Annotated in this window: 25 protein-coding genes; 5 read left to right on the top strand and 20 right to left on the bottom strand. The window is 48.0% G+C overall.

All coding sequences use genetic code 11. From position 1 onward, the window contains the following. Positions 1-3 precede the first annotated feature (3 nt). The 5 genes from hisD to hisF are packed head-to-tail and all read left to right on the top strand — an operon-like array spanning position 4 to position 5,659. The gene (gene hisD, locus M1L23_RS01690; RefSeq protein WP_252625298.1) at positions 4-1,389 is read left to right on the top strand and encodes a histidinol dehydrogenase; all 1,386 of its coding nucleotides are present in this window, start codon (positions 4-6) and stop codon (positions 1,387-1,389) included. Then, entirely contained in the window at positions 1,382-2,512 is a 1,131-nt protein-coding gene (gene hisC, locus M1L23_RS01695) for a histidinol-phosphate transaminase (protein WP_252625299.1), read from the top strand. The genes hisD and hisC overlap by 8 nt, the downstream gene beginning before the upstream one ends. Further along, positions 2,509-3,573 (top strand): bifunctional histidinol-phosphatase/imidazoleglycerol-phosphate dehydratase HisB, encoded by a 1,065-nt coding sequence (gene hisB, locus M1L23_RS01700; protein ID WP_252625300.1) that lies wholly within the window; start codon positions 2,509-2,511, stop codon positions 3,571-3,573. The genes hisC and hisB overlap by 4 nt, the downstream gene beginning before the upstream one ends. A gap of 2 nt (positions 3,574-3,575) precedes the next feature. Then, positions 3,576-4,331, top strand: coding sequence for a 1-(5-phosphoribosyl)-5-[(5-phosphoribosylamino)methylideneamino]imidazole-4-carboxamide isomerase (gene hisA, locus M1L23_RS01705; protein ID WP_252625301.1), 756 nt, complete (start codon positions 3,576-3,578; stop codon positions 4,329-4,331). Next, on the top strand, positions 4,295-5,659 hold the full coding sequence (gene hisF / locus M1L23_RS15055; protein ID WP_420840619.1) for an imidazole glycerol phosphate synthase subunit HisF: 1,365 nt from the start codon (positions 4,295-4,297) through the stop codon (positions 5,657-5,659). Before hisA ends, hisF begins: the two co-directional genes overlap by 37 nt. On the opposite strand, the gene M1L23_RS01720 is transcribed toward hisF, so the two are convergent. The 20 genes from M1L23_RS01720 to M1L23_RS01810 all read right to left on the bottom strand — a co-directional run bounded on the left by M1L23_RS01720 (position 5,652) and on the right by M1L23_RS01810 (position 26,082). Then, on the bottom strand, positions 5,652-6,182 hold the full coding sequence (locus tag M1L23_RS01720) for a DUF6436 domain-containing protein (protein ID WP_252625302.1): 531 nt from the start codon (positions 6,180-6,182) through the stop codon (positions 5,652-5,654). The two genes, hisF and M1L23_RS01720, sit on opposite strands and share 8 nt — an antisense overlap. Then, positions 6,175-7,680 (bottom strand): methyl-accepting chemotaxis protein, encoded by a 1,506-nt coding sequence (locus tag M1L23_RS01725; RefSeq protein WP_252625303.1) that lies wholly within the window; start codon positions 7,678-7,680, stop codon positions 6,175-6,177. The genes M1L23_RS01720 and M1L23_RS01725 overlap by 8 nt, the downstream gene beginning before the upstream one ends. A 112-nt stretch (positions 7,681-7,792) precedes the next feature. Further along, the gene (locus tag M1L23_RS01730) at positions 7,793-9,163 is read right to left on the bottom strand and encodes an MATE family efflux transporter (protein WP_252625304.1); all 1,371 of its coding nucleotides are present in this window, start codon (positions 9,161-9,163) and stop codon (positions 7,793-7,795) included. Between the two features lie 9 nt (positions 9,164-9,172). After that, positions 9,173-9,934 (bottom strand): alpha/beta fold hydrolase, encoded by a 762-nt coding sequence (locus M1L23_RS01735; protein ID WP_252625305.1) that lies wholly within the window; start codon positions 9,932-9,934, stop codon positions 9,173-9,175. A gap of 32 nt (positions 9,935-9,966) precedes the next feature. Next, positions 9,967-10,368, bottom strand: a complete 402-nt coding sequence (locus M1L23_RS01740) for an MAPEG family protein (RefSeq protein WP_252625306.1) — start codon at positions 10,366-10,368, stop codon at positions 9,967-9,969. Between the two features lie 49 nt (positions 10,369-10,417). Next, positions 10,418-11,062: an adenylate kinase gene (adk, locus tag M1L23_RS01745; protein ID WP_252625307.1), complete on the bottom strand. Its 645-nt coding sequence runs from the start codon at positions 11,060-11,062 to the stop codon at positions 10,418-10,420. A 207-nt stretch (positions 11,063-11,269) separates the two neighbouring features. Further along, positions 11,270-13,189, bottom strand: coding sequence for a molecular chaperone HtpG (gene htpG / locus M1L23_RS01750; protein WP_252625308.1), 1,920 nt, complete (start codon positions 13,187-13,189; stop codon positions 11,270-11,272). Positions 13,190-13,279: 90 nt separating this feature from the next. Beyond that, complete coding sequence (gene recR, locus M1L23_RS01755; RefSeq protein ID WP_252625309.1) at positions 13,280-13,882, bottom strand: recombination mediator RecR; 603 nt, start codon at positions 13,880-13,882, stop codon at positions 13,280-13,282. Then, positions 13,882-14,214 (bottom strand): YbaB/EbfC family nucleoid-associated protein, encoded by a 333-nt coding sequence (locus tag M1L23_RS01760; protein WP_252625310.1) that lies wholly within the window; start codon positions 14,212-14,214, stop codon positions 13,882-13,884. The genes recR and M1L23_RS01760 overlap by 1 nt, the downstream gene beginning before the upstream one ends. Positions 14,215-14,283: 69 nt before the next feature. Beyond that, the gene (gene dnaX, locus M1L23_RS01765) at positions 14,284-16,260 is read right to left on the bottom strand and encodes a DNA polymerase III subunit gamma/tau (RefSeq protein WP_252625311.1); all 1,977 of its coding nucleotides are present in this window, start codon (positions 16,258-16,260) and stop codon (positions 14,284-14,286) included. 42 nt (positions 16,261-16,302) lie between these two features. Further along, positions 16,303-16,860: an adenine phosphoribosyltransferase gene (locus M1L23_RS01770; RefSeq protein ID WP_252625312.1), complete on the bottom strand. Its 558-nt coding sequence runs from the start codon at positions 16,858-16,860 to the stop codon at positions 16,303-16,305. Next, positions 16,857-17,237, bottom strand: a complete 381-nt coding sequence (locus tag M1L23_RS01775; protein WP_252625313.1) for a response regulator — start codon at positions 17,235-17,237, stop codon at positions 16,857-16,859. The genes M1L23_RS01770 and M1L23_RS01775 overlap by 4 nt, the downstream gene beginning before the upstream one ends. Before the next feature lie 82 nt (positions 17,238-17,319). Beyond that, the gene (locus tag M1L23_RS14835; RefSeq protein ID WP_256473552.1) at positions 17,320-17,448 is read right to left on the bottom strand and encodes a hypothetical protein; all 129 of its coding nucleotides are present in this window, start codon (positions 17,446-17,448) and stop codon (positions 17,320-17,322) included. A 217-nt stretch (positions 17,449-17,665) separates the two neighbouring features. Beyond that, complete coding sequence (locus M1L23_RS01780) at positions 17,666-18,976, bottom strand: tetratricopeptide repeat protein (RefSeq protein WP_252625314.1); 1,311 nt, start codon at positions 18,974-18,976, stop codon at positions 17,666-17,668. A gap of 3 nt (positions 18,977-18,979) precedes the next feature. After that, on the bottom strand, positions 18,980-19,597 hold the full coding sequence (locus M1L23_RS01785) for a TonB family protein (protein ID WP_252625315.1): 618 nt from the start codon (positions 19,595-19,597) through the stop codon (positions 18,980-18,982). Between the two features lie 2 nt (positions 19,598-19,599). Continuing rightward, positions 19,600-20,001 carry an ExbD/TolR family protein gene (locus M1L23_RS01790; RefSeq protein WP_252625316.1) on the bottom strand — a complete coding sequence of 134 codons (402 nt, stop codon included), beginning with the start codon at positions 19,999-20,001 and terminating at the stop codon, positions 19,600-19,602. Positions 20,002-20,013: 12 nt separating this feature from the next. Next, entirely contained in the window at positions 20,014-20,541 is a 528-nt protein-coding gene (locus M1L23_RS01795) for a MotA/TolQ/ExbB proton channel family protein (RefSeq protein WP_252625317.1), read from the bottom strand. A 3-nt stretch (positions 20,542-20,544) separates the two neighbouring features. After that, complete coding sequence (locus tag M1L23_RS01800) at positions 20,545-21,948, bottom strand: MotA/TolQ/ExbB proton channel family protein (RefSeq protein WP_252625318.1); 1,404 nt, start codon at positions 21,946-21,948, stop codon at positions 20,545-20,547. After that, complete coding sequence (locus M1L23_RS01805; RefSeq protein WP_252625319.1) at positions 21,945-22,733, bottom strand: DUF3450 domain-containing protein; 789 nt, start codon at positions 22,731-22,733, stop codon at positions 21,945-21,947. The genes M1L23_RS01800 and M1L23_RS01805 overlap by 4 nt, the downstream gene beginning before the upstream one ends. 589 nt (positions 22,734-23,322) lie before the next feature. Continuing rightward, positions 23,323-26,082 carry a TonB-dependent receptor plug domain-containing protein gene (locus M1L23_RS01810; protein WP_252625320.1) on the bottom strand — a complete coding sequence of 920 codons (2,760 nt, stop codon included), beginning with the start codon at positions 26,080-26,082 and terminating at the stop codon, positions 23,323-23,325. Positions 26,083-26,395 lie beyond the last annotated feature (313 nt).

Below are 26,395 nucleotides of genomic sequence, written 5' to 3' on the forward strand. Positions count from 1 at the left end.
ATTATGAATGATGCATTAACCACTTTGCCCAAGCCTAAACGCTGGTCGCAACTTAATTCCAACAGCCAAGCGGCTATGCTTGCACGCCCGGCCCAGCAACAAAATTCACAACTGCAACAACAAGTGGCTGAAATAATCGATACCGTACGCACCGGCGGCGACACCGCCCTCACCCACTACACCCAACAATTTGATGGGGTCAGAACAAACTTTTTGTCTATACAACTTCCCATAAGTGCTGATAATTCAGAGAGTTCAGGTTTTTTGTCAACTTTGGTTCTGACCCCAACATTGTCTGCAGCGATTGATGCGGCCTATGACAACATTCGTCGCTTTCATATTTTGCAGCAGCCGCAAAACATCAGTACCGAAACCAGCCCAGGGGTGAATTGCCAATTAAAGTACACCCCCTTCGATGCGGTGGGTTTGTATATTCCCGGCGGCACGGCGGTATTACCTAGTACCGTGCTTATGCTTGGTGTGCCTGCGCAATTAGCGGGCTGCCGCGAGCGTATTTTAGTTACTCCGCCCGATAAAAATGGCGAGCTTTCACCTGCTATTTATTATGCGGCCATGAAGTGTGGCATCACTCGCATTGTGCTTGCTGGCGGTGCTCAAGCTATAGCTGCACTAGCCTTTGGTACCGAAACCATTCCAGCGGTAAACAAAATATTTGGCCCGGGTAATAGCTATGTGACCGCTGCCAAACAGCAAGTTAGCCAGTTAGTGGGCGGTCCTGCCATTGACCTACCTGCAGGCCCAAGCGAACTGCTGATTATTGCCGACGACAGCGCTGAGCCCGCCTTTGTTGCCGCCGACTTATTATCGCAAGCCGAGCACGGCGCCGATTCGCAGGTTATTTGCCTGTCGCCTTCAACCAATGTATTGAGCGCTATTCGGCAAGAACTAGCACAGCAACTAAAAACACTCCCGCGCCAGGCCATTGCGCGCCAAGCGTTAGCCCAAAGTAGCTTCATTGTTACGACGGATCTTGCCGAAGCCATTGCTATTAGCCAGCGCTATGCCCCTGAACACTTAAGCCTGCAAATTGCCGCCACAGAACAAGAAAATGCCCTTGCCCAGCTTACTAATGCCGGTTCTATTTTTGTAGGCCATTACACCCCAGAAGCGGGCGGCGACTATGCTACCGGTACCAACCATGTGCTACCCACCTATGGTTTTGCCAAAAATTACAGCAGCTTAGGCTTACTCGACTTTTATCGTCGTTACACGGTGCAAACAATGACCGCACAAGGGTTAGCGCAGCTCGGCCCAACTATTATCACCTTGGCCGAGTTAGAAACCCTCAACGCCCATGCCCAAGCCGTGTCGGTACGCTTAACTAGCGCACGGTTTGAATTAGACCAACAAGGAACAGCACATGACTAACATTCAAGGGCTGCTACGCCCTCACTTGCGTAATATGACCCCCTATTTATCAGCGCGGCGTAGCATGTCGGGCGGCACTATTTGGCTTAATGCCAACGAGTCGCCCTATGCACCAACCAATAGCGACGGCAGTTATTACAGCATTAATAGCGACCAGCTCAACCGCTACCCTAACTTTCAGTCCCGCACTTTAAATGGCGCTTATGCCAATTATGCCGGCGTTACGGCCAACCAAGTCATGAGCCACCGCGGTAGCGACGAAGGTATCGAACTGCTTATTCGCGCCTTTTGCGAGCCCGGCAAAGACAGCGTGCTTATTTGCCCGCCCACCTACGGTATGTATGCCATTTCAGCACAGCTCAATAATAGCGCCACGGTAAGCGTGCCTTTAGTGCCAACCAAGGGCGCTTACCAATTAAACTTAACTGCTATCGAACAAGCCCTAACCGCCGCCAAGGGCCCACAGGTAAAGGTTGTTTTTCTGTGTAACCCGTCTAATCCGCTTGGTAATTTATTAACCCCGGCCGACATTAAAGCCGTACTCGAACTTGCCCGTGGTAAAGCTATGGTGGTGGTCGACGAAGCCTATATTGAATACGCCGAAGCCAGCAATGTCAGCAACACAGCAAACACCTCTACCGGTTTAATTAAGCACTACCCACACCTTGTGGTGCTGCGCACCTTGTCAAAAGCCTTTGGCTTAGCCGGTATTCGGGTCGGTTTTACTCTGGCTCAGGAAGCAGTTATTAACGCCCTAGCTCCGGTACTTGCACCTTACCCACTGCCCGCTATTAGCATTCAAATTGCCGAACAAGCGCTTGGCCCTGAAGGGCTCATTAACATGCGCCAAAACGTTATTGAAGCGGTTGATGAGCGCGAACAACTGGTTATTGCACTGGCGGGTTTTACTTGGGTAACACAGCTGTACCCAAGCACTACCAATTTTATTTTAATGCAGGTGGAAAACGCCAATGCTCTTATGAGCTATTGCCAGCAAGCTGGTATTTTACTGCGCCAGCTTAGCCAACCTAATTTAGACCAATGTATTCGTATCAGTATTGGTAGCCCGGCAGAAAACGAACAGCTTGTTCGGGTGCTACGCAATTTTGGAGCAACACTATGAAACCAATTTTATTTATCGACCGCGACGGCACCCTTATTGAAGAGCCCGCCATAGACAAACAAGTGGATCGGCTCGACAAGCTAGTGTACGAGCCCGCCGTAATTACCGCACTACTGGCCCTGCAAGCGGAAGGCTACCGCTTAGTGCTAATTAGCAATCAAGACGGCCTTGGCACCGCAAGCTTTCCCCAAGCCGATTTCGACGCGCCGCAAAATGCTATGCTCGCCCTGTTTGCTAGCCAAGGTATTGAATTCGACGACATACTTATTTGCCCGCACTTTGCAGAGCAACACTGCAGCTGCCGTAAGCCTAAGCTCGGCTTGGTGCAAGACTATTTACAACAAGGCAAAATCGACTTTCAACGCTCCGCCGTCATTGGCGATCGCGACACCGACCTACAACTGGCCGCCGCTATGGGTATTCGTGGCATTCGGTACGAACGCGAAAACATGAACTGGCCGAGTATTGTTCGCAGCTTAACCGGCGGCGAGCGTACTGCCACCGTTACTCGCATTACCCGTGAAACCAATATAGAAGTGGCAGTGAATCTTGACCAAACTCAGCCCTTAACCTTTAACACGGGCATTGGCTTTTTCGATCACATGCTCGAACAAGTGGCCACCCACGGTGGCTTTTCGTTGCAAATAAATGTGGTGGGCGACTTACACATCGACGATCACCACACGGTAGAAGACACCGCCTTAGCACTGGGTGAAGCTATGGCCAAAGCCCTTGGCAACAAACGTGGCATTGGCCGCTTCGGTTTTGCCTTGCCAATGGACGAATGCCGCGCTGAATGTTTAATCGACCTGTCTGGCCGCCCATGGTTAGAATTTAACGCCAATTTTTCCCAGCCCAAGGTAGGCCAACTCAGCACTGAAATGGTGCCGCACTTTTTCCGCTCCTTTGCCGACAGCATGAAAGTTAGCCTGCATTTAAGCACCAGCGAAGGCAATAGCCACCACCAAGTAGAAAGCTTATTTAAAGTATTTGGCCGCGCCTTGCGCCAAGCCTTACACAAAGAAGGCAATGCTATGCCCTCAACCAAGGGAGTACTGTAACCATGTTAATACCCGCATTAGACTTAATAAAAGGCCAAGTGGTGCGCTTATTAAATGGCAACTTTAACCAGCAAACCACTTACCACAGCGACCCCGTGGCCATTGCCACGGAATACCGCAACGCTGGGGCTGAATACTTACACTTAGTGGATCTCGATGGTGCTCGCGATCCAAGCCAGCGCCAGTTCAAACTTATTGGCCACATCACTCGCAGCACCGGCCTACCCATTCAAGTGGGGGGCGGTATTCGCAGCACCGCAGACCTTGAACAATTGTTCGCCAGCGGGGTTCAGCGGGTGGTCATTGGCTCTCTTGCCGTTACCCAGCCGCAGTTAGTACGGCAGTGGTTTAATCGCTTCGGGCCAGAGGCTATTGTGCTCGCCCTCGATGTGAATATAAATGCAAGCGGTGAACGCTTATTAGCCACCCACGGCTGGCAACAAGCATCAACCACCACTTTAGAAAGTTGCTTAGAAAGCTTCTTAGCCGTCGGTTGCCGCCACGTGCTATGCACCGACATTAGCCGCGACGGCACCTTGGCCGGCAGCCATGTAGAACTCTACGCTGATCTAAAACAACAGTTTCCCACGGTGCAATGGCAAGCGTCCGGTGGCGTAGCAAGCTTAAACGATTTAACCGCCCTGAAAGCAGTTCAGTGCGACAGCGTTATTTTAGGCAAAGCATTACTTACCAACCAATTCACTCTTACGGAGGCTCTCCAATGTTGGACCAACGCATCATCGCCTGTCTCGATGTAAATAACGGCAAAGTAGTTAAAGGCGTACAGTTTCGCCAACATGAAATTATCGGTGACATTTTACCGCTGGCCGAAAAATACGCCACAGAAGGCGCCGACGAACTGGTGTTTTACGACATTAGCGCCTCGGTAGATAACCGCTTAGTCGACACCACTTGGGTGCAACGCATTGCCGAGCGTATTAATATTCCCTTTACTGTGGCAGGCGGTATTCAGTCCTTTGCCCAAGCTCGTGAAATATTGGCCATGGGCGCAGATAAGGTTTCTATTAATTCACCGGCCTTACTGCGCCCCGAGCTTATTAACGAGTTTGTAGCAGCATTAGGCTCGCAGGCTGTGGTAGTGGGCATCGACAGCTATTACAATGCCGACACGGGCAACTACCAAGTGCTGCAATTTACTGGTGACGAAAACTGCACCGAAACAACCGATTGGCTTACCTTCGACTGGGTTGCCGAAGTTATTCGGCGCGGGGCCGGTGAAATTGTACTCAATTGCATGAACCAAGACGGCGTTCGCAATGGCTACGACTTAGACCAGCTGCGCGCCGTTCGTGCTATTTGTTCGGTGCCGTTAGTGGCCTCCGGGGGCGCTGGCAGCATGGAACACGTACGCGACGTGTTTGAAAAAGCTCAAGTGGAAGGCGCTTTAATTGCGTCGGCCTTACACAAAAACTTAATTCAGCTGCCCAAGCTCAAATCGTTTTTGCAGTTACCAGCGCTGGCTTGGGAAAAAATGAACGGCTTACTTCCCTGCGTGGTGCAAAACGCCATTAACGGCCAAGTACTCATGCAAGGCTACATGAACCTTGCCGCCGCCGAGCAAAGCTTAAGCACTGGTAAGGTTACTTTTTTTAGCCGGAGTAAAAATCGGCTATGGACGAAAGGCGAAAGCTCCGGCAATACCTTGCAACTACTCGAGCTGGTGGCCGACTGTGATCAAGACGCCCTCCTCGCTTTAGCTATACCACAAGGACCCACCTGCCATTTAGGTACAGACTCTTGCTGGCAACAACAAACCACTCCTGCTTACGCGTTGTTAGCCGAGCTTTGCCAGCTAGAGCAAACCATTGTTACGCGCAAAGCTGAAGCCAATACCAACACCAGCTACACAGCACAGTTGCTGGCCGAAGGCATTCGTCGCTGCGCGCAAAAGGTTGGCGAAGAAGGGGTAGAAGTAGCGCTGGCCGCCGTAGCACAAGAAAACGACGCCCTGCTGAATGAAAGTGCCGACTTGCTTTATCACCTAATGGTTGTGCTGCAAGCGCGTGATTTAAGCTTCGCCGATGTCAGCCAAGTGCTAAAAGCACGACGTCAACATACTAACTAGCAACGGCGCAGCGGCAGGCTTTTACACCGCCATTGAACCAAGGCCCAGACATATCGATGCTGCCGTCAAGTACAGCGGGTAAAAAGCTGTCATCGGCGGCACAAAAAGGACCCGATGCATAAGGCCCAGCGTACACAAGCGTTAGCTTATCTGGGTCCAGTTCAGAGCTTAATTGTTCATACGAAAAAACGGCCACCATTGGTGTCGCAGGTACAGGTATATTTAGCCCTTTAGCCTCAGTTACGCTAAGTGTTATTTGTTTGCTTTTCACACCCGCTAGTAAGTCATTCGCATGCTGGTCTGCATAGCTATTACAGCGACAACCGGGTTGACGAATGTGTATGATTAACGATTGCTGCTGTTCGCTTTCTACCTCACTAGCAATATTAATTTCCGTAAGCCCCAACCATTGGTTGTTCTTATCAAAGTATCCATAATCGCTAAACGCCCAAATATATAAGTATACCGAGGAGCCCACCACCCAAAGTACAAACACTAGAAGCGGCAACCGTAACTTATTCATACACAAAGCGTGTTGTTTGTTCCGCTAGCCTGTCGCTAATCGCCGCCACTTGGTTGGCTGTGGCAACCAAGTTTTCGGCTTCTTGTAGGTGCTCTGCCGACAAGTCATTCAGGTATTGGGTACTTTGTGTCACGCTCGAACTCGCTTGATTTTGCTGTTGTAACGCATGGGTTATGTCTTGAATAGCCGCTTCAAGCGAAGCAGATTGCTCGGCAATACTACTTAACCAGCCGTCGCTTTCTTCCGAATAACTGCGGGTTTCATCTAACTTGTCTAAACAGTTGCCAACCGCTTGCACCGACTCTTGGCTGGTTTTGGTTAAACGTTCAACATTACGCTCAATTTGTTCCGTCGAGCCTTGTGTTTGGCTAGCTAAATTACGCACTTCATCGGCAACCACAGCAAAGCCACGACCCGCCTCACCGGCTCGCGCCGCTTCAATAGCCGCATTTAAAGCTAACAAGTTGGTTTGCTCGGCAATGGTGTCTATCACTTGCAGTACTTTTCTAATTTCAGTTGCCGACTCCGCCATTTGCGTTACTTTATTACGCGAATCCTCTAATACTGCAGCTAGGTCTTCTACTGACACTCTGGTTTTACTCACCGACGTTTTACCCGACTGAGCCGCATCACCAGCACTTTTTGCTGTGTTTAACACTTCAATAGAACGCTGTTCTGTTTCAGCAATGCTATGGCTCATTTCTTCACTGGCCGCTGCTATACGCTCTACTTCTGTTTGCTGGCGGCGCATACTTTCACTTAGCGTTGCCCCTTCTTTTTGCAAAGCATCCGCCGCGGCTCTGTTTTCTACCGTAGAGCGCGACACACTACCTATACTTTCATGCAAGGTATGCAGCATCTGGTTAAAGCGAATTAAACGACGAGACTTATGCTCAGGGCAACGCTCTGTTAGTACAACAGTGCCGTCATTGCGCACTAAGGTTGCTGTCATATCGAAATAAGCCTGTCCCACTTGCGCCTCACGTAAACTGGTGCGGCAAATAACCACAAGCACCGCCGACTCAATCACCACATATACAGCGTGAATTAAAATAATCGACAAACGGGCGTTTTCCGTCGGAACTACGTAAACAGGAGCGCCATTCTGCTGTAAGTACATAAATAACAAATGATGCACCGCAATAGTGGCAGCGGCCACCACTATTACTACCCAATCACGGAAGGAAATAAGTATGGCTAACAGCACAAAAATGCCGAAATGAACTTCAGTAAACCCCATGCTTTGGTGAATATGCAACGCTGCCAGCAGCATAAAGCTCACGCCATAAGACACTCGGGCTAAAACGTGATCGCCTAAGGTTTTATAAAGCCATAAAGGGACTAAAGCGGCAGGTAGGCCAATAAAAAAAGCGAGACCCCAAGTGGAATACATGCTGGCAAGGCCAAATGCAACGAGTAATAACAATAGATTTATAAGGTTGCCAATTCGAAACGCAATCGTGCGAAACTCGTAAGCTCCCTGCTTGTTTTGCGACATCGGAGTCTCACTTAAATGAAGATAGTTAATTAGAGATGGTTAAAAAACGCCCTATAATACAAACAGAGCAGACCTGTTGCAAGTTAACATTCTTTACAACGTGTTCATTACGTCACGAGGCTGCTAAATGATCATTCTTAAGTGCATGTTTTTTATGTACCCGTAACAACCGTAACGTCAGCATCACTGCAGCCACACTTAGACCACTAATAAAACCAATCCAGAAGCCGGCCGCGCCCATGGCTGGGCGCACTAAGTTGGTTAGGCCTAAAATAACACCTACGGTTAAACCAAAGGGCCAGTAGGCAATCAATGTTATTACCATGGCTGCGCGGGTGTCTTTGTAACCGCGCAAGGCGCCCATAGCAATGGCTTGGAAGGTATCAGAAATAGTAAAAATGGCGGCAAGGCCCAGCAAGGTGCCCGCTAGTTCAATAATACCGCTGTGTTGGCTATAAAAGCCTGCCAACCAACGTCCACCCAACCACATACCTAAGCCATTTATAGTGGCAAAGCTCACTCCGAATAACAGCGCAACCTTATAGGCAGTAATGGCATCTTCGGGCTTTTTCGCGCCTAAGGCGAAACCCACCCGCAGGGTTACCGCCATACTTAAACTGAGCGGAAACATATACACAATCGACGACACATTTAAGGCAATTTGGTGCCCCGACACCATTACCGAGCCCAAGGGCGCAATTAAAATTGCCACTGCAGCAAATAAGCTCGTTTCAAAAAACAGCGACATGGAAATGGGCCCGCCTAGGCGGAAAAAATAAAATATATCGTCCCAGTCGGGCTTAGAAAAGCGTTTAAACGGCCCATTTGCAGCAAAACGTTTGGCCGTGGTTACATACACCAGCAAACTAAGCGCCATGGCCCACAGCACAACTGCCGAGGCTAAGCCCGAGCCCGCCCCACCTAAGGCGGGCATACCTAACTTGCCGTAAATGAATATATAGTTCATCGGAATGTTAACCAATAAACCAATCACGCCAATCACCAACGACGGCATGGTGTGCGACAAGCCCTCACAAAAATTACGCAGCACCACGTACAACACAAAGGCTGGCAGGCCCCACATAATAAACCGTAGGTATTTTAACGTCATGGTCCGAAAGGCCGGCTCTACGTCCATCATGGCGAGAAAATACGGCGCCAAATAAATCAAAGTGCCAGTAATAAGCGCGCCAATAATGCAGGTATATAAGGCTTGTTGTACATAACGCGACATTTGGCTGTTGTCACCCGCACCATGGTAATGGCTAATCACTGGCGCTAAAGCCATACCCAAACCAAATATTAACAGGGTCAGCGGTGTCCAAATAGCACTGCCCACCGCCACTGCCGCAAGATCAACTGCACCCACACGGCCCGACATGAGCGTATCAACCACCCCCATCATCATTTGGGTTAGCTGAGCCACCAAAATAGGCCCAGTAAGCAACGCCAGTTTCTTTGATTCCGGCAATAGGTGGCGCATGAATGTGTCCTAAACTGAGCTTGGTTGGGTCGTAAGCAAGGCTTCTAAAAGTAGCGGGGTAACAATTCGAGCATGTGTAATTGGCCCCATGTGGCCAGCAGCAACCCTAGTATGGGTTGCATTAGGTAAGGTGTTTGCCAGTAGCTGTGCCACGGTTTGGCTAGATAAGGGCGACTGCTCACCACTAAACAAATGCACTGGCATGGTTAATTTTGCATAGTCGTCTAGGCTGGCAGGCTCGCCCAGCAAGGCTTGAAAGTCTGCCGTTACCTTGCCTTGCTGGATTATCATTAAGGTTTGTGCAGCAGCAGGTAAGGCGTTGAAATAACCGGGGCTATTCCAGTAATCCACAAAGTGCGTGCAGGCATCGGCCGCCGACATGGTGTCCATGGCCGCCGCTACCGCACTAATTTCAACTCGCGCTGCATGGTTTTGGGGTAATACATGAAAGGCCACCGGCTCATACAGCACCAACGCTGCTACTGCCTGCGGAAAGCGCCGTGCCCAGTGTAAGGCTAACGCCCCGCCATAAGAATGGCCCAGTAACACTATAGGCCCACAGTCGGGCTGTAAACCTGCCTGCTCTAACGCCGCTAGCTCGTTGCTTAAGCGAAAGTCCGCTGCAGCAACGTGGCACTGGGCAAACGTAGGTGCTGCCCCGTAACCAATTAAGTCGGGCGCTTGCAGCGTTAAGCTTTCTGGCAACTGGCGCGACAGCGCACGCCACTGGCCACCATGGCTTTGCGAACTATGCAGAGCAATACATTGCATAACAACTTAGGCCTATGGTTCGTTAAATATTACTACAGCACGTTACCGTAAAAATAACCTAGCAAGTAAGCCGCTTGGAACAGCATAACACCAAAGGTTCCTAGCACCCCATACGCACGGTACACACTGGTACCTATACTTTTCGTAAGGCCAACAGCATGGCTAATACGGGCGGTAAACAACACCCCACCACACACATACAGCATCATTGCACCTGCGCCGGCTAGTTCCATTAGGGCTAATAACAGCACTGCCATAGGCACAAACTCAATAAAGTTACCGTGAATACGTACAGCCACTTCAAGGGGTTTGCTTGCGCCCACACCAAGGCCAATTCGCTCACGATTACGAATAACAATAATACGAATTGAAAGTGCTAACAGCAGCAATGTTAAAAGCGCTGCAAACAAACTGGTAACAGGCAGAAAAGTCATTTTTAGTCCTTAGGTGGAGTTGCTAACTTGTGTTTGGCAAGCAATGTTATTAACCAAGCAAGCCTTTAAGCTGCTGGTGAATTACGTCTACTTTTTGGGTGCCGTCAATGCGGTGATACTGCACCACATTTTGTTTTGCTAGCTGTTGGTAATAGTCTACCAGCGGCTCGGTTTGTTCATGGTAAATAGCTAAACGTTTGCGTACCGTGGCTTCTTTATCGTCTTCACGCACCGCTAAAGCTTCGCCGGTAACATCGTCAATACCGTCTGTTTTTGGTGGATTATGTTCAATATGATAAACCCGGCCTGAACCAGGATGCACACGGCGCCCTGCCATACGGTTTACTATTACGTCGTCGGCCACGTTAAATTCAAGTACATGGTCAATTTCAATCCCTGCTTCTTGCATCGCATCGGCCTGCGGAATGGTGCGAGGAAAGCCGTCTAATAAAAAACCATTGGTACAATCATCTAGGGTAATGCGCTCTTGCACAAGGCCAATCATAATATCGTCAGAAACCAACTGACCGGCGTCCATAACTTGCTTCGCTTTTAAACCTAATTCCGTGCCCGCTTTTATTGCTGCACGCAACATATCGCCGGTCGAAATTTGCGGTATGTTGTAGGTGTTCATAATGAATTGTGCTTGAGTGCCTTTTCCTGCGCCTGGCGCCCCCAAAAGGATTATGCGCATGTTTAAATTCCCCTAAATAATATTTAATAACATCAAGATTTAGCGCAACTTTACCCGATACAGCCCTGCTAGGCAACGAAATCGGCTTTTTCCTCGTGTAATTGTTGCAGTAAATAAAGCCTGTACCAACAAAAAGCCCCGCTAAATTTAGCAGGGCTTTGGCTACTCGTGTGAGTTGTTAGCAACTACAACAGCCGCTATAAATCACTAGGCTAACTTTAATAGCATTGCGTTCATACGACGCACGAAGCTGCCCGGGTCTTTTAAACTACCACGCTCGGTTAAAGTTGCTTGATCCAAAAGCAGTTGCGCCCATTCAGCAAAACGCTCTTCGTCTGTTTCATCGGCTACACGGCTTACTAGCGGGTGCTCTGGGTTCAGCTCGAAAATGTACTTAGTTTCAGGTACCGGCTGGCCAGCAGCTTCCATTAGCTTCGCCATTTGTGTGCTCATGTCATGGTCATCGGTAACAATACATGCAGGCGAATCAGTTAAGCGATGAGTGCTGCGTACTTGCTTCACTTGATCGCCTAAAACTTTACTAAAGCGTTCCACCACCGGCTTAAATTTCTCGTCGCTGGCTTCTTGTGCCGCTTTGTCTTCTTTACTGTCTAAACTGCCTAAATCTAAATCACCACGGGTAACCGACTGGAATTTCTTTTCCTTAAACTCGGTTAAGTGGCTCATTAGCCATTCGTCAATACGCTCAGACAACAGTAATACTTCAATACCCTTCTTGCGGAATATTTCCAAGGTTGGGTTATTGCGCGCCGCGTCAAAACTGTCAGCCACTATGTAATAAATTTTATCTTGGCCTTCTTGCATACGGCTTACATAGTCTTCTAGCGAAACCCGCTGCTCTGCCACATCGTTATGGGTCGAGGAAAAGCGTAGTAACTCAGCAATACGTTCAATATTACCTTGGTCTTCTGCAGGGCCCTCTTTTAGTACATTACCAAAGGCGTCCCAAAACTTGCCGTAAGCGGCTTGGTCGTCTTTGGCTAATTTACTTAGCATACTTAATACACGGCGCGTGCTGGCAGAACGCATTGAACGGGTTACTTTATTGTCTTGCAGAATTTCCCGCGACACGTTCAACGGTAGGTCGTTCGAATCAATCAAACCACGCACAAAGCGTAAGTACGGCGGCATAAACTGTTCAGCGTCGTCCATAATGAACACCCGCTGCACATAAAGTTTAATGCCTTTTTGCGCATCACGGTTCCACAAGTCAAAGGGCGCCCGCTGAGGAATATATAACAAGCTAGTATACTCGTGCTTCCCTTCAACTTTGTTATGGCTCCATACTAATGGGTCTTCAAAGTCATGGGCTAACGACTTATAAAACTCGTTATATTCATCGTCTGAAATATCATTGCGATCACGTAGCCATAAAGCTTTACCAGCGTTTATGGTTTCCCATTCACCAGGTACAGCTGGTATTTTTTTACCATCTTCGCCTTCACGCTCGGGCTGCTCTTCTTTCCACATTTGCACTGGCATATTCAGGTGGTCAGAATAACGGGTAATAATTTGGCGTAAATTCCACCCATCTAAAAACTCTTCTGCATCGTCGCGCAGGTGTAAAATAATGTCGGTGCCGCGGCCTTCCTTCTCAATATCAGCCAAGGTAAATTCACCGTCACCCGCCGACTGCCATTCTACGCCAGCAGACTTATCAACCCCAGCGGCACGCGAGCGCACCGTAACATTGTCGGCTACAATAAAGGCCGAGTAGAAACCTACCCCAAACTGGCCTATTAACTGTGAATCTTTGGTTTCGTCGCCAGAAAGCTGGCTAAAGAAGTCTTTGGTACCCGACTTAGCAATCGTACCTAGGTTGGTCATAGCTTCGTCTTTAGTCATACCAATACCATTATCACTAATGGTCAGTGTACGGGCGTCTTTATTTACACTTACCCGCACATAAAGGTCGGCATCACCTTCAAACAAGGCGTTATTCTGCAAAGCTTTAAAACGCAACTTATCGGCCGCGTCTGAGGCGTTGGAAATAAGTTCGCGAAGGAAAATTTCTTTATTTGAATACAGCGAATGAATCATTAAGTTCAAAAGCTGTTTTACTTCGGTTTGAAAACCATGTTTTTCTGCGTTTTTCTTATCAGCCATGGCTGAATCTCTCCTGAGCATAAGCAATGTTGATGAACGATAAGTTAAACATGGGGGCAGGCACGACGTTTTTCAATTGTAAATTTTAGGCTAAATCTTTTTTCGACCTTGAAAGGCATGGCCAAGGGTACGGTAATCTACATATTCCAGTTCACCGCCAACAGGTACCCCATGGGCAATACGGCTAGTCACTATGTTGCAACGAGCCGCTGTTTCAGCAATATAATGGGCCGTAGCTTCGCCTTCAACCGTTGGGTTGGTGGCTAAAATCACTTCTTCAATACCACCTTGTTGCAAGCGTTGCTCAAGTACGTCTAAACCTATATCGCGCGGACCAATACCGTCTAAGGGCGACAGGTTGCCCATCAAAACAAAATACTGACCGTGGAATTCACCAGTTTGCTCTACGGCTATAACGTCGGCCGGCGACTCAACAATACACAAAATACCCTGGCTGGCCCGTTCAGGGTTGGCACAAATAACACAAAGGTCGCCTTCCGTTAAAGTGCGACATTGTTGGCAACGCCCCACCACTTCAAGAGCGTGTTGAATACTGGCGGCTAGTTTATCTGCCCCCGCACGTTGCCGCTCAAGTAAAAGAAAAGCCATCCGCTGCGCTGTTTTTTGCCCTACTCCGGGTAACACACGCAGCGACTGTATTAATGCCGCAATAGCTGGGCTATAACCTACCATTAGAACGGCATCTTAAAGCCAGGTGGTAAACCCATACCGCCAGTTACACTGGCCATTTTTTCTTTCGACGCTTCTTCTACTCGGCGCACCGCATCATTTGTTGCTGCGGCAATCAAGTCTTCTAGCATTTCACGATCGTCTTCGTCGCCAAATAAGCTAGGATCAATAGCAACACGCTTCACGTTATGGTTACCGTACATGGTAATTTTAACCATGCCAGCACCCGCTTCGCCGGTTACTTCTAAGCTTGCAATTTCTGCTTGGGCTTGTTGCATGCGCTCTTGCATTTGTTGCGCTTGCTTCATCATGTTACCCATACCGCCTTTAAACATGTGCTTCTCTCTTTAGTTATTGATAAAAATTAACACCGCCGTGGTCACGGCAGTCATATATTAACAGGCTCAGTCGCGGGCTTGAATACTTCCGGCCACAACTTCTGCACCTAGGCTTTGCTGTAACGCCTGAATACCTTCATGCTGCGCCACATACTGCTGCGCTAACGTTAACCGATAGCGATCAATTTCTTGTTGAATTAAAAATGGCGTGCCCGTTACGCTGGCAAACTGAATAGTTAACGGCGCTTGGCCAATTAACTGCTGCAAAACAGCCGCTAAATTTTGCTCCGTATGCACCGACGCCAAGGTTTGTTGCTGCTGCTCAATGGTTAATATATAACCGCCGGTAGCTTCATCTTGGCTTAATAGCGAATGTAGTAACAACTGTCGCACTAAACCATGGGCGTCAAGCCCAGCAATAGTCGCGCTCCAAGAGTCAATATCGGCAGCTACACGCACCGCTGGGGTTAGTTCACCCTGCTGTTGACTAATAAAATCGCTAACTGGTAGTGCTCGCTCAGCGGTTGACGGTACTAGCTCCGGCGCTGAATACTGCGGCTCAGGCGCCGGACTTACCTTTGGGCCAGGTGGTGGCTCCGTTGTGCTTGCAGGTGCCGGCTCCGGTTGGTTCGCTAGTAAGTCGCGGGTAGCCAATAGCGCCGCTAAGGGATCTGTGGTGTCTACCGTGGGTGGCAACTGCACCGGTGCCGTTGGTGTCTGCGGCGCTGGCGTTGGCGAATTCTGGGCCGCCCGCCCCGGCGCGGTTTGTTGCGCCGCTGCTTGATCAATAATAGCTTGTTGCTGCAAGGCCAAGTCCGCTGTAGTTGGTACCACCGGTGCCGGCTGCGCTGCTGCAGCTGGTGGTGCAGGCATAGGCGCCGGCTGCGCTACAGGAGCAGCTGGAGCTGGTTGCTGGCTAGCTGCTGGTTGCGGCGGCGGCAATGTCTGGCTTTGCCCAGCTGGGCGAAAACTTACTAACCGTAGCAAAGTCATTTCCACCGCAGCAAACGCATCAGACACCAAAGGTAATTCGCGCCGGCCTTCAAGCACCATGCGGTACCAAACTTGTATTTGTTCTGGGGCTAGTTGCTTGGCTAAGGCCTGCATGCCTTCTTTATGTGCTACCAAGCCCGTGTCTACATAGCTAGGAGCAAGCTGCGTTAAAGCCAACTGGTGCAGCAAGTTTTGTAGCTCACTAAGCACGTCACTAATGTCGGTCATACGGTCAGGTAACGAGCGTAAATGTTTTAGCGCTTGGGTTATATCGCCACTGGCCAAAAAACTTAATAGCGCAATATTGTCCCGTGGGTCTAGGCTACCCAACATTACCGCCACACTTTGTTCAGTTACTTGCCGGTCGCCTTGAGCAATAGCTTGGTCAGTTAAGCTTAAGCCGTCACGCATACTGCCTCGCGCCGCACGAGCCAGTAGTTCCAATGCGCCGGGCTCAAAAGGAATTTCTTCAGCGGTTAGTACTTTGGCTAACTGGCCGGATATTTCTTCCCGCGTTAGCGCCCGTAAATTAAACTGTAAGCAACGGGAAAGAACAGTAACAGGTAACTTGTCTGGCTCGGTGGTGGCTAACAAAAATATAGCGTGTGGCGGCGGCTCTTCCAATGTTTTTAATAAGGCATTAAAACTGTGCCGCGACAACATGTGCACTTCGTCTATTAAATAAACTTTATAGCGGCCCGAGCTAGGTCGGTACTGCACATTTTCTAATATTTCCCGAGTGTCCTCAACTTTGGTACGCGAAGCAGCGTCAATTTCTAGTAAGTCAACAAAGCGGCCTTCGTCTATTTGGGTACAGGCTTCGCACACGCCACAGGGCTCGGGGGTAATGCCAGTGGCACAGTTCAGGCTACGAGAAAGAATACGCGCAATGGTGGTTTTGCCCACCCCGCGAGTGCCAGAAAGTAAATAAGCATGATGTAATCGTTGGTGGCGTAAGGCATTGCTTAATGCCTGTAGCACGTGTTGTTGCCCTACAACTTCGGCAAAGGTTCGTGGGCGCCATTGTCTTGCTAACACCTGATAACTCATGTTCACTCCTGTGTAGACACTCAGTGATGGCTGTGGTTGGCTTTAGGTGTCGTACGCAATAATGGCGTAACTCGACACCCCTTTTTCCATTAGGCGCTTACGCCCTGGTAAATACAGCAGCTCGGCCACAAAAGCGGCTTCCACAATAGTTGCGGGGGTTTTTTGCACTAAGTTAATTGCTGCATTAATAGTGCCACCCGTCGCCAACATATCGTCCATTACAACCACTCGGTCACGGTGGGTTAAGGCATCTTTATGCAGCTCTAGGGCGCTATTACCGTATTCAAGTGCATAGCTTTCAGAATAGGCGGCACGGGGTAACTTGCCAGGCTTACGAATAAGCGTTAAACCTACCCCTAAACGGTCAGCCAACGCTGCCGCAAAAATAAAGCCACGAGCTTCAACTGCTACTACTTGCGTTAAGCCGTAGTCTCGGTAGCGCTCGTGAAATAAGTCAATGCTGTAACGCAGGGCTTTGGGGTTTGCCAGCATGGTCGTTATATCACGAAATATGACGCCATCTTGTGGAAAGTCAACCACGTCGGTAATTGATCTGGAAATGAAATCACTGCGCAAATCTGCACAAACATAATGCGTCATGAAACAATATCTCGCTGTCGAAGATGGTACAGAAAGTGAGCTAGGTTATTCGTATCTAAGGGCTTTGCCAATACATGGTCAGCACCTACCCGTTCGGCGCGATCACGCACCAAGTTTATATCATCCGTGGTCATTAGCACTAAAGGTGTTTGCTCGTAAGTTGCCAATTCACTTAAGTTACGAATTAAAGTAATACCGTCCATAAGTGGCATTTTGTGGTCGGTCAGCACTAAGTCAAAGTGTTGTTTCTTAGCTAGGATTAAGCCACCTAAACCGTCAACTGCCACCGTTACAGCGAACTTTGTGGAGTCTAATATTGATAGTATCGAATTGCGCGTACGCTCGTTATCTTCCACCAACAGTAAACTTAACGCCATGAATTAAATCCTTTTTTGGTATGTGTTAGCAACCTACTCGGGTTTATTCCTGCCCATTCTTACAACTAACAACGCGGTTAAATTAAACGCCAACCATTAATTGAATCACTCGCAATATTGGCCCTAGTAACGCTAGAGCTAAAAAAGCTACCGTGCCAACAAGCACATGGGGCAGCCCTGTTTGATCTTGAAATGTGTTATCTGTTTCCATATTGAATACCCCTAAAAAAATTTATCCAATCAATTTAAAAGCACCAGTGGCAATAGAAAAAGTTAGAAACATCGCCCACTAGCGCTGCGCATATTACCCGATCAAGCGCTTTTTTGAAAGTTAAACAATGTTAGCTCAGCCTTCTCCAGTTAATATTTTTATTTTCAAAAGGTAAAAAAAAAGCCCGCCAAGGCGGGCTCTTTAATAATTTACAAAACTACAGGTTCACACCACGTCGCTCTGCTGTTTCACGGATAAATCCGGCCCAGCTTTCAGCGTTACGGCGCGTAGCCGAATAGCGACTAGCATTTTCCATAGCTGCAATAGCCTGACGATACTGACGCGCATTAAAGTGTGCTTCACCTAATGACATATACAAACGTCCAGCATCGGCACCTTCAGCAACACCAACGTCTACTGCCCGTTGAAACGACTGCGCTGCCTTACGATAGTCGTCAGACAATGCGTAAGCGTCACCCTGCGAACGAAAAGCCTTCATCAGCTCTTCTTTGTCGTCGGTATATTTAACCACTTCGTCGTAAACTTGTGCCGCACGTTTAAATTCACGTGCCGTATAAAAGCTACGAGCAGCAGAAGCCCAGTTCGAACGAGTGCTTTCAATATCGCCGTTTTGTAAGTGGCGCGTCATGACTACACCCGCATGATATGGAACTTCAGCGTTAGAGTACATTTGTACCAAGTAACGGTAATCTGCTGAGCGGGTTAAATACCCTGCGTCGTAAGCAATGGCCAAGGTTGAAAGAGCTTTGTCGTACTGCTCGTTCATTGCATAGAATGCACCGAGCTGACTCCACCAACGTATCTGTTCAGGCAATACCACGACACCTTCTTCCAAAACTTTAATGGCATTAGGAATGTCGTTCAATTCAAAATACGCACCAACCAATAACACATAGGGGTTACGGTTTGGCGTTTCGTAATTTTGAATAGCTTTACGCGCAAAAGGTATAACGCTAGAGTAATTTTTCAACTCCATGTGAGCTGCGGCCATACGGAACAAAATATCTGCGTTCCATTCGCCGGTGAATTGCAAATAGCGTTTGAAGGTGTCAATCGCGTCTTTGTAATGCTCTTCTTGAAGTTGTAAATTACCTAACAATTGCAACGACTGCTTTTGGTCAGCGTAACTGAGAATGTCTAAAGCTACAGCATCACGCAGCAACTCAAGCGCCTTTACGGGCTGAGCGTTTTCTTCATCAAGTGAAGCGTACATAGTTCCTAAAAAACGGCCAATGTAAGCCCGCTCATATTCGCTACGAGGCGAAAGTGCTTCAAGAACGTTAATTGCTTCTTGCACTTCCGACGCTTCATAATGTTCAAACGCCTGCACAACGGCTCGCGCCAAGCGGTCACCTAATGCATGAGAACGACGGCTCTCTTGCATTGCGGTAACCTGCTCTAGTGTAGGTATATCAAAGCCTACACTTTGCTGCTGAGCTTGAGCTGGAAGGAATGCCATGCTCAGCAACGCAACCGCAGCACAAAGTGTTGTTGTTAAACGCATCATGAGCTATAACCCCCCATCCATTGTGAAATCTAGCTGTATCGTCATACCTTCTTGACGCACTGCCACACCATCTACCATTTTTGCGGCATAACGCCAGCGGCGTAGGGCTTGACGTGCTTCACGGTCGAATACTCGACGCGGCTCTGCTTCAATGATTTCGATATCTTCAACACCACCAATTTCGTTGATTGTGAAGCGCAAGCGCACCCAACCTTCGATACCGTCACGAAGTGCAGCAGCAGGATAACGTGGCTCAACCCGAACTAAAGGTTGTGCATCGCCATCTCGTGCCATACCCGTGCCTGGACCGGTTAGTCCAGTGTCTGTACCACCTATGTTAACGTCGCCTAATTCCAAGTTAAAGCTAACCGAATCGTCTGGCGACTGGGGCTCTTGTGGTGGACTTTTCGGCGGTGTTTCCGGCGGTGGTGGTGGCGGTGGCGGTGTCCGACGACGAGCGTCAACTTCTTGCTCCGCCTGTGTTTGAACAATATCGATCGTGGTCGGAGCCTCAGGCGCTTCATGCCGTTTCGCTCCGCCACTAATCAGGAATGCCATTAAGACAAACAAAGCGAAGGTGACAGCAGCGCCTAGTAATATTGATACTAATACGCGCACCATAATTAATCTGTCTCCGCTGCTATTGATATTTGAGCAATACCTGCTTCTTTAATCTGGTCCATGACCTTCACTACAATACCGTGGCGTGCGTCTTTGTCAGCTTGAATAACTACCATGTCGGTAGGCTGTTCAGCTAATAAGCGCTCAAGGTTTGCAGCAACCCGCTCAACGTCCACCTGGCGACGGTCCATCCATACTTCACCATTCTCACGAATAGCAATAAAGATGTTAGCCGAAGGCTTGGTTGTTGCTTGTGAAGCTTCAGGGCGACTTACATCGATACCTGCTTCTTTCACAAACGAGGTCGTCACGATAAAGAAGATTAACATGATAAACACGATGTCTAGCATCGGTGTCATATCTAGCGTTGCTTCTTCTTCTTCACGAATACGTTTACGTGCCATAATTCTACTCTCTTAATGATGAGGCATGTTGTCGATAAGCTTCGATTTCTCGCGTGCGACGCGAACGTCTAAGCGCTGAACGAAGAACATACCCGACAATGCTGCCACCATTCCCGACATAGTCGGAATAGTCGCCATTGAAATACCACCAGCCATAAGACGCGGGTTACCAGTACCCTGTACCGCCATAATTTCAAATACTGAAATCATACCGGTAACCGTTCCAAACAGCCCAATTAAAGGGCAAATTGCAATAGTTGTCTTTAGCAGCAGCATCCGCGCTGTTAACTTACTCGACGCTTCTGAAATCCATGCTTCACGGATTCTATGTGCGTACCAGGAGGATGTGTCTTCCCTAGCGTTCCACTTAGCGATGATCTGTTCCCGCTCGCGCGGGAACACACCAAGTAGGAACCAATAGCGCTCAATCATAACAATCCACATAATCAGTAGCGCTACTGCAACTAAGTATAAAACATTACCACCAGTGCCAATAAAATCCCTGACAGTTTCCCAAAGGCCTATCAGGTACAATTCCATGGCTTACTCTCCTTTCGCAGCTTTATTAGCCGCAACTTTAGGAGCCGCGTGTTTTTCAGCGTGCTCAGCAACAATACCAGCCGCCTGCTCATCTAAAATGTGCAGCACAAACTTGCTTCGGCCAGCAACGATACTATGAATAATAATCAATGGTAGTGCGGCTATTAAGCCTAGTGCTGTTGTTACAAGCGCCATTGAGATGTCACCTGCCATGATACGTGGGTCACCAGTACCAAATAGGGTAATCGATTGGAAGGTACCGATCATACCGATAACCGTACCCAATAGACCCATTAGCGGTGCAATCGCAGCAAGTATCTTAATAATGTTCACACCGGCTTCAACACGAGGCGTTTCACGTAAAATCGCTTCGTCTAGTTTCAGCTCAAGGTTGTCAGCGTCAACACTTGGGTTCTCATGGTAAACCTTCAGAATACGACCCAACGGGTTAGCATCCGACGGCTTATCTTTGTTCTTCAACTGAGCACGCATCTTGTTACCTACAATGGTCAAAGTAACCAATTTGTAAATAGCAATAATGAAACCTAAAATTAACAGCACAGTAATGGCATAACCCACTTCCTGACCGTTATGGTAGTGTTCCATTAAGGTTGCTTTTTGCGTTAACAAACCTAGAATTTGACCACGAGCTGGGTCAAGGAAAATTCCGCCAAAACCGCTTTGCAATTTCTCGAAGCTTTTAAGTTCTTTTAACACGTGTCCTGCCGGCTGACGTGCTAGAGGTTGCATTTGCTCAGAGCTGTCGCTATAGAGTAAATATTCACCGTCAGAAACTAGGTTAAACGAACCAAGACGAATTACATCACGAACTTCAGAACCACCACCAAGCAAAGTAACTTCGCCTTTAAAGCGCGACACTTTACCTGATTCAGTCATTTCAGTTAGCAAAGCTAACCAAAGGTCTTCAAGCTCTGCAATATTTGGTAGTTCACGTGCTTGTGCAAGGTTTTCTAGCACAATGTGACGACCTGGGTACTGCGCACTTACTACCGAAGTAGAAATACGACCGATGGTGTCGGAAGCAGCGCCACGAATTACACCGAAAATTTCACCTAAGGTACCAATCATGTTGTCGAGTTCAACTTCTTTGGCAGCAATGGTGCTTTCGTTGTCTGAATATTCTTGCTGTAAGCGTTCGCTACGTTTGTTCTCATTCACTAATTGTTGCTGAGCTTGGCGTAACAAGGCTTGTTTGTCGGCACGCTCTTGACGGAAAGCACTTTCGCGCTGTTGGTCAATACGCTGAGAGGCTTGACGGCTCTGTTGAACCTGTTCAAGTAATTGTTCTAATGTTTTTGCTTCTTGTGCTGAGGCAGAAAAAGCAGCACCCGCAACAAGTGTTAAACCTGCAACGGCGCTAATAAAGGTTTTAGCTACTTGTTTCATTCTGCATTCTCCGCGGCAAATACTGGTAAGCGAACGATATCAAACGCAGTTTGGCGACGAGACATACGAATTGCCTGAGTTAAAGGGCTCAGGAAGCTGTCATCTACTTTCGTCCAATTACGCGCATTGTTATCCCACAACCATGCACTACGGCCGTCTAGCGACTGAGCCATAAGTGTTACACGACCCATGTGGAAGAAGTCTACTGCGATTTCCTGGCCACCAAGGTTTAAGTTGCCGCTATAAGAGTTAGGACCAATTCCGTAGTCCATTTCAATTTGGTACGCTTCAATGATCAAACGGAACTTTTCTGAATCCGTTACATCCGAACGAGTCATAGTAGAACGTAAACGCTCAACCCGACGTTCGCGCGCTTCACTATGAATTGGAATGTCTAACCCTACGAACGTGTCTAAAGAGTCGATCATTTTGTACATCAATGGAACGATCCCCTGACGAGTCGCTTCAATTCCGTCAATTTGACGCTGTAAAGAAGCAATAGATGCGTTTTGGTCATCTACTAACTTCTGTACGTGGTTGTTGTACACGTTTAATGCTTCATATTCGGCGACAACACTACGGTATTCGCCTAACAGTTCGCGGCTTTGATCGAACAAGGAATCAATCCGGCCTTGCGATGCTGCTTGATTACGATGAGTCTGAATTTGCTCAGACTGCAGCTGCTGAAGGCTTGGGGTATTAGCTGCCGCTAAACCGCTTCCCGCCAGCGCCATCACACCAACCATAGCGGCGGCGATTTTGCTTCGTTTGATAACTGTGGTCATAGTTCCCAACCAATTTGACTTAACTTAGCCTTCACAAAACAACTCTAAATAACACTTACTGTTACGCAAGTAGCAAATTTAAAACGTTGGAAGGTCCTCGTTGTGTGAGTGATGAATAAAACAATTACACCGAATTAGCTACTTTTTAACAAATAGCCTTGTTCGAATACTCCCATGAACCCGCAGAAGCTGTCAACTGGGCATTTCATCTGGTCCGATGAATGTGAGTGAATTTTTGCATAAAAGAGACAATAATGCCACCAACAGGCGCTAAGTTGAGACGAAAAACACTATTCCGCGTAGCACATTTATTTTAATTATTTAGCTCGCTCTAGCACCGCACAGCATCTAACGCCCGTAGCGTTACGTTTTTCTGCTTTTGGTGCCGTTGCGTGGCTTAACAGAGATAACCTTACTACAGCGCTTAGAATTACCAAGCTAGGTCATTTTAGCCATAAAGCTAAGCTCTGTGTTGTGGCTTATAAGCGTTTGCATTTATTCCGCGCATAAAAAAACCGGCCCTAGTTAGGGCCGGTTTGCTTTATTTACACTTGTTTCTTAACTTTTTCCTTAACTAAGGAAGCCGTTTTTAGAAACGTTGGGTGTAACGAACGTATGTGACACGACCGTATGTGTTGTATAGGTCGAAGTTGTAGTCACGTCCGCCAGCACCGTACTGAGCACCTGCCCAAGGAGAAATCTTAGGTAGTTTCTCAAACGCGTTCTGTACACCTACCGTGAAACGACCGTTCCAAGGTGAGTTGTAGTTGAACTGTAAGTCGTGAGTAGTGTAGCTACCTACGTTACCACAACGAACTGTATCAATGCCTGCACCTGGGTCATCACACTTAACGCCACCAGCACCAGTACCGAAGGTACCGTCTGCACGGCGACCAAGTACTGTGGTGTACTGAGTGCCGATGAAGTTTAGGTTCCACGCTACCGAGAAGTCACCCAAGGTCCAAAGGTTCTGAAGGGCGATACGGTTCGCTGGTACACCTGGGTCTTTAACTTGGTTACGACCACCGTCAACTTTATAGTCAATCATGTGGCTCATTTGCAAGTTATTGCTAATGGAACCCATGCCGCCTAAGTCGAAGTTGGTGCGTAAGTTGAAGTCTAAACCAGTTGTTTTCAACGTACCTTCGTTACCATAACCCGTTAAGATTTCGGTAATTAAGCCATTGCCGTCACGGCTAACACCAAGTCCTGGAGGTATAGGGTCGCCAGAAAGCTCACGGTCAATTAGGTTTTGTGAACCAAACGAACGAATACGGTTATCAATTTCGATGCTGTAGTAGTCAGCTGTTAAGCTCATCCAATCCGTAGGCTGGTATGCAGCACCCAACGCAATTTGCGTAGACTCTTCAGAGCTTAGGTCAGGGTTAGCAATACGGTATGCGTTAATCTGACACTGCTTGTTTGCGTCACCGGCTAAAACAGCACAGGTTTTTGCGTCTACTACTGAGTCAGCAGAGAACGACGTTAACATGGTTAACAGGTCAAGTGACGGTGCACGGAAACCTTTACCGTACGACGCACGTAACATTAAGTTGCTCATTGGCTGATAACGCACACCAATTTTCGGTGAGAAGTCTGAACCATAGTCAGAATAGTCATCGAAACGACCTGCTACAGAAACTTCTAAGTCATAGGTTACTGGTATTAAGAACTCGAAGTAAGCAGCGTCTAGCGTACGACCACCACCTGCTGAGTTACCCGCTGAACCACCTACTAAGCCCGCTTCAGACTGTGAGTCATAAGCGTCTTCGTAGTATTCGTCACGGCTTTCAATACCAGCGAAACCTTGAATCATGCCGCCGCCAATTTCGAATACGTCGAAACCAACAGATGCATACATTTCATCGATATTAAACTGCGAAATACGTGAAGTTGTTACCACACCAGCAGCTAAAACATCGGCTGGGTTGTCACTTGGGCTTTGAATGTCATAACCATAGCGGTACGTTGATGGGTCAAACACTGTACGGTCAGCGTTATAACCTGGGTTAAAGTCGTTAACGTTCGACCATGCAGTGGTAGCAGCTAGGTAGCCATTACCAATTTCATAGGTTTTGTTACGAACACGACGTACACCGAAGTCTAGGTCGAAGTTACCCACACGACCTTCAACACCTACTAAGAAGTCGATGTTTTCGTTACTTACGGTAGAGTCACGGTTACCCATGGCCGCAAAGCGGTGATAGAAAATACCAGGGGTATTTGCACCGGCTTTTGCTGGGTCATAAGCAACAGCATGTGGGTTATTCGGGTCGTAGAACCAAGCATTCGGGTTGGTTGGGTTATTATAGCTGTCTGCTGGAGTAAACAAGCTAGGATAGTAACCGTTTGTATCTGGGGCTGGTGCATAACGACCGAAAGATTCAGTTTTCGCAATGCTAGCATTCGAGTACAAGGTCCAGTTATCGCTGAAGTCATGACGTACTTTAGCAAACAATGATTCGTTTTCAGTAGAAGCTTCGTTAGCGTTGGTGGCGTTAAAGTTATAACGACACTGGTCGTCATCAGCGTCATACATGAAGTTGTCATCACGACAACCATTTGGAACTGAAGAGAAACCACCGAAACCACCAGCTTCTAATGGACGCCAGTTGTTACCGTAGGTAGACGCACCAGGCGACACCCATGGGAACGCGTTTTCAAAAATGATTTCACGTTTGTTCCATGAAACACCACCAATCACGCTGGTTGTGTCGCTTGACGAGCCGAACACTAAAGAACCGTTCTCACGGTCTCCGCCGTCGCTAGGAATGCTTACTTCACCTTTACCGATGGAAAGCTCAGCACCGTTAAAGTCGCGGCGAGTAATAACGTTAATTACACCACCGATGGCGTCTGAACCGTAGATAGCTGAAGCACCGTCAGAAAGGATTTCAATACGCTCGATCGCACCCATAGGGATTGAGTTCAAGTCTTGTGAAGAACCAGTTGAAGGAGACATGGTTAAACGACGGCCATCAACTAGTACTAGTGTACGACCAGCACCTAGACCACGCATGTTGACCTGGCTCACGCCTTGGGCAGATGAACCAGACTGTGGACGGAATGAACCGGCACTGTTAAACGTTGTATTACGAAGAAGTTCTGCTGCAGACGTTTCACCTGAAAGCTCAATGGCTTCACGGTCAATAACGGTTACAGGCAAAGCCCCTTCCATATCGGTACGTTGAATACGCGAACCAGTTACCTGGATACGCTCAACGCGCTCTGCTTGCTCTTCGTCAGCGGCTGTGTCTTGTGCTACGGCTACGCCAGAAACGGCAGTTGCAGTTGCACCAAACATTAAAGCCAAACGAATAGACTTAGCTAATTTACTATTGGTGTGCATGTAAGTTCTCCCTGGATCACTTATCTGTGATTTTTAGGTTTATAAAGCCATGAGTTATTCTTAAAGTGTAACCCTTGGCCGAGCTTCGGCTAGCAAAAAACTAACCAATCGCCTTCGATAGTAATCAAAAAAAAACACAGTAGCAACACTTGTAAACAATGATTGTCATAAATTTGTGCCTGCGTGCAAACCGTGCAATTTTCGACCACTTTGATAGCTAAGTTACACTAAAACCCAACTAAAGTCACATACACCTTTAAAATCAATAGCTTATCTTGTTATTTTATTGTTTAGCAAAGGTCAAAAATAGGTT

The sequence above is a fragment of the Aliidiomarina quisquiliarum genome, assembly GCF_023922585.1.
Lineage (GTDB): Bacteria > Pseudomonadota > Gammaproteobacteria > Enterobacterales > Alteromonadaceae > Aliidiomarina > Aliidiomarina quisquiliarum.